This window comes from Nocardiopsis halotolerans DSM 44410 (assembly GCF_000341065.1).
Taxonomy (GTDB): domain Bacteria; phylum Actinomycetota; class Actinomycetes; order Streptosporangiales; family Streptosporangiaceae; genus Nocardiopsis; species Nocardiopsis halotolerans.
In genome coordinates this window covers 1-10871 of sequence record NZ_ANAX01000178.1, presented here as the reverse complement: position 1 = coordinate 10871, position 10871 = coordinate 1, and the positions used below count along the sequence as shown (strand labels likewise).

The window sequence follows — 10871 nt, the reverse complement described above, 5'->3', positions numbered from 1 at the left end:
GCTCCTGCCGCTCGCCGACGGCCTGGGCCGGATCACCGGCGACGCCCGCGCGCTGCCCGACTTCCTCATCTGCGGTGCCCAGCGATCGGGCACGACGTCGCTGTTCAGGTCGCTGTGTCAGCACCCGTCCGTCACCGGCCCCACACTGCGCAAGGGCGTGCACTTCTTCGACACCGGATACCACCGCGACCTGAACCGGTACCGGTCGTACTTCCCGCTGCGCGCGACGCTGCGGGGGCGGAGGGTGGTCGAGTCCAGCCCGTACTACCTGTTCCATCCGCTCGCCGCCGAGCGGATCGGCCGCGACCTGCCGGACGTGCGGGTGGTGGTCATCCTGCGCGACCCGGTGGAGCGGGCCTACTCGGCGCACGCGCACGAGACCGCGCGCGGGTTCGAGACGGAGCCGTTCGCACGGGCCGTGGAGCTGGAGGAGGGGCGTCTGGCCGGTGAGGAGGAGCGGCTCGCGGCCGATCCGGGGTACCGCTCGCACTCCCACCAGCACCACGGGTACGTGGCGCGCGGGCACTACGTGGACCAGCTGACGCGGATGGAGAAGCACCTGGGACGGGACCGGATGCACGTGGTCGACCACGCCGACCTGTTCGACGGCACGACCGCGGCGCTGTCGCGGATCGAGCGGTTCCTGGGGCTGCCCGACGGCCCCGGGGTCGCGCCGGGGAAGCACAACGCGCGCGCACGGGCGACGATGCCCGAGGGGTTGCGCGCGGAGCTGGCGGCGCGGTTCGCCGACAGCGACACCCGGTTGGCGGCCTGGTGGGGCCGGACACCGTCGTGGTGCGTGTGACCGCCTCACCGGAGGGACTGCGCCGTGTGCTGCGCGGCGGCGTGGTCAACATGGCGGGGGCGCTGGTCGGCGCCGGGCTGAACCTGGCCCTGATCGTGGCGATCACGCGGGCGTTCTCCCAGGAGACCGCGGGGTTGCTGTTCTCGGCGACGTCGGTGTTCCTGATCACCGCGGTGGCGGCGAACCTGGGCGCGTCGGACGGGTTGGTGTACTTCATCGCCCGGATGCGCGTGCTCGGCGGGTCCGGGAGCGGGGGCGGGGTCGGGCCCGGGGACGTGTCCCGGCTGCTGCGGACGGCCGTGACCCCCGCCCTGCTGGTGGCGTGCGCGCTCGGGGCGCTGCTGTTCGCGTTCGCCGGTCCGGTCGCGGACGCGCTGGAGGGCGATGGGGCGGACGTCTACCTGCGGTTGCTGGCGGTGTTCCTGCCGTTCGCGGTGTTGACCGACACCGCCCTGGCGGCGGCGCGGGCCCACCACGACATGGCCGGAACCGTGCTGGTGGACAAGGTGGGCCGCCCGCTGGCGCAGCTGGTGCTGGTGGCTCTGGTGGTGGCCACCGGGGCGTCGGGGCTGTTGGCACTGGCCTGGGCGGGGCCGTACCTGCCCGCGGCGGTGCTGGCGTGGTTCTGGCTGGGTCGGATCGTACGGCGGGCCGCTCCCGAGGCCGAAGGGGCCCTGGTGGGAGCCGGGAAGGCCACCGTGGCCGCCGGGTCCCGGGCGGCCGGAGACTGCCCGGGGGCGGCTGGGGCTCAAGGAGCCGGAGACCTGCCCGGGCCTGACGGGAACCCCGTGGCGGCGGAGAACGCTGAGCGGGTGCGCTCGGAACATGCGGACGCGGGACGGGAGACCGCGGAACGGCCGGACGCGGAGCGGGCGGGTGCGGAGCGGGCGGGTGCGGAACGTGCGGACGCGAGGACGTTCTGGTCGTTCGCGCTGCCCCGCGCGGTGGCGGGGTTCGCCCAGATGGGGGTACAGCGCGGCGGCGTGGTGCTGGTGGCGCTCCTGGGCGGGCTGACCGGCGCCGCGGTGTTCACGGCGGCCACGCGGATCATGGTGCTCGGCCAGTTCGGCACGCAGGCGGTGATGTACGCGGCCCAGCCGCGGTTCGCCGAGCAGTTGGCGACGCGTGACCACACCGGGGTCCGGTCCCTGTACCAGGCGGGAGCGGCGTGGTTGGTGTGCCTGACGTGGCCGCTGTACCTGTCGGCGTTGGTGTTCTCTCCCCTGCTGATGCGGCTGTTCGGGCCGGGCTACGCCGAGGGGGCCGCCGCCCTGGCCGTGGTGTGCGCGGGCCAGTTGCTGGCCTCCGTGCTGGGGATGAGCGACCTGGTCCTGGCGATGACCGGGCGAACCCGGCTGAACCTGCTGAACAACGTGTCGTCGCTGATGACGAACGTGCTGGTGTGCGTGCTGCTCGTGCCCGTGATGGGCGCGACGGGGGCGGCCGTGGCACTGGTGGCCGCGATGATGGTGCGCAAACTGCTCCCGCTGTGGCAGTTGAGGTCTGACGTGGTGCTGCATCCGTTCAGCCGCCCGGTGCTGGCCGCGACCGCCAGCGCGCTGACGTGGTTCGGCGCCCTGCCGCTGTTGCTGGAGGCGGTGCTGGGAGGTGGGATCGCGGCGCTGGTGACGGCCGTGGCCGTGGGTGTGGCGGGGCACCTGGTGACGGTGTGGTCGCTGCGTGGTCCACTGGGGCTCGCGCGCCGGTGAATCGGCGAGGAGGAGCGGCCAGGAGGGCATGCCGGGGTGGGCTGGCCCGTGGGACCCCCCGTATCCCAGTGAACCGTGGGCGGGACCGGCCCCGCCAGAGCGGGACCCGGGCTGTGGACAACGCTTCCCGCGAACCCCGGCCCGGGAGGGCGGAGGTCCACCAGGCCCCTTCGGGCCTCCGGAGGGCCACCCTCCCGAGACGTGGGGCCGAACTTTCCGCCTCTCCGGCGATCATCCCGTTGACTACTCTGAGTTATGTAATGATGACTTCATGTCTCCACGACCGGTTCTCCTGGTGGCCTCCAGTGGGGGGCACCTCACCCAACTGTGCTCCCTACGCCCCTGGTGGCGGGACCGGGAACGCGTGTGGGTGACCTTCCGGACCCCGGACGCCGAATCCGTCCTGGACGGCGAGCGCGTCCGGTGGGCCTTCCATCCCACCACCCGCCACGCGGGCAACCTCGTGCGCAACACCTGGTTGGCCGTCCGCGTCCTGCGGGAAAGGCGCCCCAGCGCCGTCGTCACCACCGGAGCCGGGGTGGCGCTGCCCTTCTTCGTCCTGGCGTGGCTGCTGCGGATACCGACCGTCTACATCGAGGTCTACGACCGCATCGACACGCCCACCCTCACCGCCCGCCTGTGCCGTCCCTTCACCCGGCTGTTCCTCGCCCAGTGGGAGGAGCAGCGCGCCTTCATGCCGACCGCCATCACGGTAGGACCGCTGCTTTGACCGAACAGATCACGCGTTCCGTCCCACGTCCCGACGACAGCGGCCACCCCGACGTGGTCGTCAGCCTCGGCACCGACCACCACTCCTTCGACAGGCTGGTCCGCTGGATCGACGACTACGCCCGGCGCCACCGCGACCTGCGTTTCCTGGTCCAGCACGGGCACAGCACCCCGCCCGAGGTGGCCGCGGGCACCCCGTTCCTGTCCGGGGAGGACCTCGGCGAGCGGATGCGTGAGGCCCGGGTGGTCGTCACCCACGGCGGACCGGGCACCATCGTCCAGGCCCGCCACGCCGGACGCCTGCCCATCGTCGTCGCCCGCGATCCCGAACTGGACGAGCACGTCGACGACCACCAGCTCCTGTTCGTCCGGCGGCTGGAGGAGGCGGGCCGGATACGCGCCTGCTCCAGCCCCCAGCAGCTGTCCGCCCTCATCGACAGGGCGCTCGCCTCACCCGACGGTTTCCGGGTGCGCCCCCCGGACGGTGACCGAGGGGGCGCCAACGTCCGCGGAGGCGACCGTGGCGGCGAACCCGACGGCGAACGCCGTGACGACGGCGCCGTCCGGGCCGCGCTGCGCGCCGGGGAGCTCATCGACCTGCTCATCGACACCCAGGAGACGGTCGGGGAGCCGAAGGAGCCCGTCGCCGCGCGCGCTCCCGAAACCTCCGACACCTCCGGGGTTCCCGAGGTCTCCAGAGCCACCGGGGCTCCCGTCCGCGCCTCCGGGAAGACCATGACGGACAGCACCGCCACGGAAACCACCACGGGCACAGCCGACACCACAGACACAGGCACAGACACCGGCACCGGCACCGGCACGCGCAGCGTCCACGCCCCGGTTCCGGACCCGGCCCCGCCGCCCGACGACGGCACGCGGACCTGGCCCGAGGTGACCGTGGTGGTGCCCACCCGGGACCGGCCCGAACTGCTGCGCCGCACCCTGCGCGCCATCGCCGAACAGGACTACCCCGGCCGCCTCACCACGATCGTGGTCTTCGACAACGACCAACCCGATCCCCTCCTGGCGCGCTCCGGCGGCGACCGACCCGTGCGGGTGGTCACCAACACGCTCACCCCCGGGCTGGCCGGGGCCCGCAACACCGGCGTGCTCGCCGCCGACAGCGACCTCGTCGCCTTCTGCGACGACGACGACACCTGGCTGCCCGACAAGCTCCGGGCCCAGGTCAGGGTCATGCTCGACGAACCCGGCACCGAGATGGTGTGCTGTGGCATCCGGGTGGTCTACGACAGGGTCGAGGCGGTCCGCAGCCTGGACCGCACCCGCGTCACCTTCGGTGACCTGCTGGGATCGCGGCTGACCGAGCTGCACCCGTCCACCTTCCTGATCCGGCGCCGAGCCATGATCGGCGGCTGCGGAACGGTCAGCGAGGAGATCCCCGGAAGCTACGCCGAGGACTACGAGCTCCTCCTCCGGCTGGCCAGGCGCGGCCCCATCCGCAACATCCCCGAGCCGGGCGTGCGGGTGCTGTGGCACCGTAGTTCGCACTTCTCCGGCCGTTGGCGGACCATCTCCACCGCCCTGCGCTGGCTGCTGGACCGCTACCCCGAGTTCGCCCTGGTACCGCGCGGCTACGCGCGCGTGGCCGGGCAGATCGCCTTCGCCGAGGCCGCGTCCGGACGCCGCCGGGCGGCGCTGCGGTGGATCGCCACCACGATCCGCAACCGCCCCGCCGAGGGCCGCGCCTACCTGGCGCTGATGGTGGTGTGCGGAACGCCCTCCGGATGGATCACGCGCGCGCTCCACCTGCGCGGCAGGGGACTGTAACCTCGGGAGCGCGCCGGGCCCTCCGGCGCCCACTCACGGACCCACGGGGCCCGGGGCCCTCCGCGCCCGGGCCGCGGCCCGGGCGGACGGAGGAACACACATGATCCGGGAGGCCACCGCCGACGACGTGGAGGGGGCCGCCGACACGCTGGCCGCCGCGTTCGAGGACTATCCCTTCACCCGGCACACGATCAGCGCCGACGACCACATGGTCCGGCTGAGGCGGTTCCAGCGGATCTTCCTGGCCGAGATCGGCCTCCCGTACGGGCGGGTGTGGGTGAGTGACGACCTCCGGGCGGTGTCCGTGTGGACGGTGCCCGGCGCCGACAGCGAGGAGGGGGCCGCGAGGACCATGGAGGCCCTGCTCCCCCGCCTCGTCGAACTGGCGGGCGACCGCGCCCCGGCCTACGCCTCGGCCGAGGCCGCCATGGAGCCGCATCGGCCGGAGGGACCGGTGTGGTTCCTCGGCACCGTCGGCGTCGACCCCGGGTCCCGGGGCCGGGGCCTGGGACGCGCGGTGATCGGCGCGGGGCTGCGCGAGGCCGACGCGGCGGGCGTCCCGGCGTTCCTGGAGACGTCGACGGAGGACAACGTGGGCCTGTACCGGTCGCTGGGCTTCCGCGTGACCGCCGAGTACGAACTGCCCGGGGGCGGCCCGCGCACCTGGTCCATGCTCCGGCCCGTGGGCGGATGACCGGCCGTACCGCTCAGTCCCGGCCCCGGGCGTACTCGGCCAGGCGGCGCACACGCTCGGGCAGGTACACGTACGGGTCCTGTCCGGCCATCTCGAAGCCGCGCTGGGCGTACTCGTCGGCCCGGATACGGAAGTCGCAGTCCGAGGACACCCGGTCGTCCCACACCTTGACCGCGCGCACACGCTCGTAGCGGCGCAGCACGTCGGGGATCTCGGCGTACCACTCCAGGGTCTCCCGCGGCCCGATCCGGGTGGTGCCCATCTCGCCGATCATCACCGGCTTGTCCGGGTCGATACCGTGCTTGGGCCCCTCGTTCTGGAACCACTCGTAGGCCGGGCGCATCACCTCCTCGAAGGAGTACACCTCGTCCCAGTGCGGTTGGAAGTCGCAGCCGGTCATGTTGTACGCCTCCCAGCTGATCCAGTCGACGTGGTCGTTGCCGGGCCACAGGCCGGGGAGCCGGTCGAAGTTGCCCTTCCAGCCGGTCACGTTCCACACCCAGATGGCGTTGTCCGCTCCCTCCTCTCGGTACAGGTCCACGATGTGGCGCCAGGCACGCACGAACTCCTCGGGCGTGCCGCGCTTGTCGTAGCGCTTGTTGGCGTCGGCCTCGTGGTCGAAGGTGAGGAAGTAGGGCACCTCCAGCTCCGCGATGGTGCGGGCCTGCGACCGCAGCGACTCGTCGAACCCACCCTCGATGATGGACCGGTAGGAGACGGGCGGGTGCCCGGGGCGCTCGAACCGGCGCGCCTCGATGTTCGTGTGCACGAACCGGCCCTCGGCGATCAGGCTCCTCTCCCGCTCGTTGGGGATGTGGGCCTGGTCGATGCCGCGCCAGGTGTAGACGATGTCCATGCGGCGGTCGACCGCCTCCTCCAGCGGTTCGATCCGGTTCCGGTAGGGGCTGGCCCCCCACCAGACCCCGCAGGAGGGTTCCAGGATCTCCGAGACCGTGCACTCCTGTCCGGACTCCTGTGCGTCCTGTTCCCCGTCGGGTCCCTGAACGCCGGGGGGCAGCTCCCCGCCGCCCTCCGGGTCCTGCGTACCCTGTGTGCCGCGCGTGCCCGGGAAGAGGGCGTCCGTGTCGGTGCCGGTGGGCCGGTCCGAGGGTTGCCGCGGGGTGGCGGCCCCTCCGGCCGGGGAGTCCCCCGCCCCCACCAGTGTCAGGACGAGGGTCAGTGCGCCCGTCGCCGCCATTGCCCTTACCGGTCCCCTGTCCACGGCAAACTCCCCCTAGTGCTCCAAAATATGACTCAGTGTGTTCACATGGACACCATAGGTCATAATTGGGGCAGACAACAGTCCCTGAACCGGCAAAACGGACGTCAACGGACTTCAGTAGCCGTAACGCCCCCGGGAGGGTGCCGTCACGGCGGCCACCAGACGACGCCGCCACGAGGGCATCGCCTCGCGCCACCCGTGGTCGGCCCGTACGCCGACCCGTCCCGTCGCGAACCGCATCGGGTTGCCCGACACGGCGTGTCCCCCCGACAGGCTCACCCTCCCCTCGGCCACCTCCAGCGGGGTGCCCGTGTACCCCGCGAACTCGGCGATCCGGGAGAACTCCCCGCCCGGGTCGGCGACGAAGTCCTCGTAGCGCACACGCAGGGTCGGGACACCGCGCTGGGCCAGGGCGTCGAAACAGGCGTTCTGGGTCATCCACTGCACCGCCGCGCGACCTGCCGAGTAGCGGGCCATCTCCGGTTCGCTGCTGTCCGGTGAGGCGTCCGGACGGGCCACCCGCCGCGCCCAGGAATGGGCGACCGCGCGCGGGTCGCGCACCACGTGCAGCAGGCGCATCCGGGTCCCGAAACGCCAGCGGAGACAGGCGGCGAGGGAGGCGTGCTTGCTGGCGTCCACGATCACGTGGGCACCGCTGACCAGGGACACCGCCGAGTACAGGCGGTGGTAGAGCTCGGTGTAGCGATCACAGCGGGAGGCCAGCAGCCCCTCACGCGCGCTGCTGAGCAGCACCGGCAGGAAGCGGGTGCGGTCGACGCCGTCCTTGAGCCGCAGCACCTCGCCCGCGTCCAGGCGGTTCCAGCCGCCGAAGGCCTCCCTGCCCACGTCGGTCCAGAAACCGCAGCCGGAGAACGGCTGGCCGCAACCGCACCGTTCGTCCTCCACCAGCCCGCGCCGCCACAGGTGCACGATCTCGCCCACCGAACAGAACCCGGGCAGCTCGCCGAGAAGCCGCTCGATCAGGGTCGAGCCGGACCGACCCATTCCACCCACGAAGACCAGTCGATACGCATCATCCACGAGACCAGGCTATTACTTTCGGTGATCGGCCATGGTCGTCCGGTGACACGGCGCCCGGTCCGGGGCCCGCGGCGGCGCCGCGGGCCCCGCGGGATCAGTCGGCCTTGACGACCATCCCGGCGGCCACCGTGACGTTGGTGGACTCGTCGATGAGGATGAACCCGCCCGTCTGACGGTTCTTGTTGTACTCGTCCACGAACAGGGGCTGGGTGGAACGCAGCCGCACCCGGCCGATCTCGTTCAGCGCCAGGTGGTCCGCCTGCTCGTCCCGGTGCAGCGTGTTCACGTCCAGCCGGTACCGCAGGTCCTTGACCATGACCTTCGCGGTACGGGTGGTGTGCTTGAGGATGAGCTTGGAACGCGGCGTGAGCTTGCGCGTGTCCGTCATCCAGCACACCATCGCCTCCAGGTCCTGCGTGGCCGTCGGCGCGTTGTTGGGGCGGCAGATCATGTCGCCCCGGGAGATGTCGATGTCGTCCTCCAGCAGGAGGGTGACCGACATCGGCGAGTAGGCCTCGGCGACGTCGCCGTCCGCGGTGACGATCCTGGAGATCCGCGAGTTCAGCCCGGACGGCAGGTGGGTGACCTCGTCGCCCGGCTTGAGGACACCGCCCGCGAGCTGACCCGCGTAGCCCCGGTAGTCGTGCAGCTCGGGGTCGTCCGACCTGTGCGGCCGGATCACGTACTGCACGGGGAAGCGCGCGTCGATGAGGTTGCGGTCGGAGGCGATGTGCACGTTCTCCAGGTGGTGGAGCAGGGAGGGCCCGGTGTACCAGGGCATGTTCTCCGAGCGGCTCACCACGTTGTCGCCGTGCAGTGCCGAGATGGGCACGAACGTGAGGTCGCACACGTCCAGCTTGGTGGCGAAGTCGGCGAACTCGGCCCTGATCTCCTCGAAGCGGTCCTGGGAGTAGTCCACCAGGTCCATCTTGTTGATCGCCAGCACCAGGTGCGGCACCTGGAGCAGGGTGGTGAGGAAGGCGTGGCGGCGGCTCTGCTCCTGGAGGCCCTTGCGCGCGTCCACCAGGATGATCGCGAGGTCGGCCGTGGAGGCGCCGGTGACCATGTTCCGGGTGTACTGGATGTGCCCGGGGGTGTCGGCGATGATGAAGGTGCGCTTGGGGGTGGCGAAGTAGCGGTACGCCACGTCGATGGTGATCCCCTGCTCGCGCTCGGCGCGCAGGCCGTCCGTGAGCAGTGCCAGGTTCGTCTGTTCCTCGCCGCGCGCGACGCTGGTGCGCTCCACCGCGTCGAGCTGGTCCTCGAAGATGGACTTGGAGTCGAACAGCAGTCGGCCGATCAGGGTGCTCTTACCGTCGTCGACGGAACCCGCCGTCGCGAACCGCAGGATGTCGTTACTCATGCTTACCGGGTCCAATGTGGAGTGGGTGATCTGCGATGGGCGGGTGGGACGGACATCGGGGTCCGAGCGCCACGGGGGTTGGGGAGGCGCGCTCTCCCGGGGCCTGCCCCGGGCCGTGGGCCACCGGACGTTCCGCTCCCACGCGGAGGCACCGGGTGCTCACGCCCCGGTCCCCGACGCGGACGCGCGGCGGCACGGCTAGAAGTAGCCCTCGCGCTTGCGGTCCTCCATGGCGGCCTCGCTGGCGCGGTCGTCGGCCCGTGTCTGTCCCCGTTCGGTCAACCGGGTCGCGGCGATCTCGGTGATGATGTCGTCGATCTCGACGGCCGTGGACTTGACCGCGCCGGTGCAGGTGAGGTCGCCCACGGTCCGGTACCGGACGGTCTCGGTGAACGGGACCTCGGTCTCGTCGCGGTTGATGATGGGCGAGTTCGCCAGCAGGATGCCGTCGCGTTCGAAGACCTCGCGTTCGTGGGCGAAGTAGATGGAGGGCAGCTCCAGCCGCTCCCGCTTGATGTAGGCCCACACGTCGAGCTCGGTCCAGTTGGAGATCGGGAAGACCCGGATGTGCTCTCCCCGCTCGATGCGGGTGTTGAACACGGTCCACAGCTCGGGCCGCTGGTTCTTGGGGTCCCACTGGCCGAACTCGTCGCGGAAGGAGAAGACCCGCTCCTTGGCCCGGGCCTTCTCCTCGTCGCGGCGCGCGCCACCGAAGGCCGCGTCGAACCCGTGCTCCTCGATGGCCTCCAGCAGCGCGGAGGTCTGGAGCCGGTTGCGGCTGGCCCAGCGGCCGGTGGGTTCGGTGACCTTGCCCGCGTCGATCTGCTCCTGCACCGAGGCGACGACCAGGCGGACCCCCGCCTCGGCGACCCGGCGGTCACGGAACTCGATGACCTCGGGGAAGTTGTGGCCGGTGTCCACGTGCATGACGGGGAACGGGATGGCGCCGGGCCAGAACGCCTTCTCCGCGAGGCGGAGCATGACGAGCGAGTCCTTTCCGCCGGAGAAGAGCAGTACCGGCCGCTCGAACTCCGCGGCCACCTCGCGCATGATGAAGATCGCCTCGGCCTCCAGAACGTCCAGCTGGGAGAGCTGGTAGCGTCCGGGCGCCTGTTGACTCACCTGACCCATGAACCCGCCTTAGAAGTACCGACGGGGCCAACGGCGGAGGGGTCTCGTCCTCATCAGCCCCCCGCGTGTGGACCCGCGCTGTCCAGGTCCGCGCCGTCGCGGATGCTTGCCAACAACATACCCGACAATTCCGATCGACATACAAGGACATCCGGGAGCAGCGGGTCCTCCCTGTTGTAACGCAGCGGCGAACCGTCGATCCGCGAGGTGTGCAGCCCCGAGGCACGGGCGACCGACACCGGCGCGGCGCTGTCCCACTCGTACTGGCCGCCCGCGTGCACGTAGATGTCCGCCATCCCCAGCATCACCGCGCAGATCTTGGCGCCCGCCGACCCCATCGGGATGACCTCGGCGCCGAGCTGGGTGGCCATCCGCTGGACGAACGCGGG

10 protein-coding genes are annotated in these 10871 nt (G+C 71.5%); 5 read left to right on the top strand and 5 right to left on the bottom strand.

Annotated elements, in window-relative coordinates:
• The 5 genes from D455_RS0113845 to D455_RS0113825 form a co-directional block, all read left to right on the top strand.
• Positions 1-805 (top strand): sulfotransferase family protein (locus D455_RS0113845; RefSeq protein WP_017571313.1); only part of this gene is annotated, 805 nt, incomplete at its 5' end.
• On the top strand, positions 775-2514 hold the full coding sequence (locus tag D455_RS0113840; RefSeq protein WP_017571312.1) for a lipopolysaccharide biosynthesis protein: 1740 nt from the start codon (positions 775-777) through the stop codon (positions 2512-2514). The genes D455_RS0113845 and D455_RS0113840, both read left to right, overlap by 31 nt.
• Before the next feature lie 271 nt (positions 2515-2785).
• Entirely contained in the window at positions 2786-3244 is a 459-nt protein-coding gene (locus D455_RS0113835) for a glycosyltransferase family 28 protein (RefSeq protein WP_026122611.1), read from the top strand.
• Positions 3241-5031: a glycosyltransferase gene (locus tag D455_RS0113830; protein WP_017571310.1), complete on the top strand. Its 1791-nt coding sequence runs from the start codon at positions 3241-3243 to the stop codon at positions 5029-5031. Before D455_RS0113835 ends, D455_RS0113830 begins: the two co-directional genes overlap by 4 nt.
• A gap of 100 nt (positions 5032-5131) precedes the next feature.
• Positions 5132-5725, top strand: coding sequence for a GNAT family N-acetyltransferase (locus D455_RS0113825; RefSeq protein WP_017571309.1), 594 nt, complete (start codon positions 5132-5134; stop codon positions 5723-5725).
• A gap of 13 nt (positions 5726-5738) precedes the next feature.
• Here D455_RS0113825 and D455_RS0113820 read toward each other — a convergent pair whose 3' ends face one another.
• The 5 genes from D455_RS0113820 to D455_RS0113800 form a co-directional block, all read right to left on the bottom strand.
• A complete protein-coding gene (locus D455_RS0113820; RefSeq protein WP_017571308.1) occupies positions 5739-6923 on the bottom strand; it encodes a glycoside hydrolase family 26 protein in 1185 nt (394 codons plus the stop codon).
• A 138-nt stretch (positions 6924-7061) separates the two neighbouring features.
• A complete protein-coding gene (locus tag D455_RS0113815; RefSeq protein ID WP_017571307.1) occupies positions 7062-7952 on the bottom strand; it encodes a sulfotransferase in 891 nt (296 codons plus the stop codon).
• A gap of 130 nt (positions 7953-8082) precedes the next feature.
• Positions 8083-9351 (bottom strand): sulfate adenylyltransferase subunit CysN, encoded by a 1269-nt coding sequence (gene cysN, locus D455_RS0113810; RefSeq protein WP_017571306.1) that lies wholly within the window; start codon positions 9349-9351, stop codon positions 8083-8085.
• 198 nt (positions 9352-9549) lie between these two features.
• Positions 9550-10482 carry a sulfate adenylyltransferase subunit CysD gene (cysD, locus tag D455_RS0113805; protein ID WP_017571305.1) on the bottom strand — a complete coding sequence of 311 codons (933 nt, stop codon included), beginning with the start codon at positions 10480-10482 and terminating at the stop codon, positions 9550-9552.
• Positions 10483-10535: 53 nt separating this feature from the next.
• The coding region (locus tag D455_RS0113800; RefSeq protein WP_017571304.1) for an inositol monophosphatase family protein at positions 10536-10871 on the bottom strand (336 nt) is incomplete at its 5' end.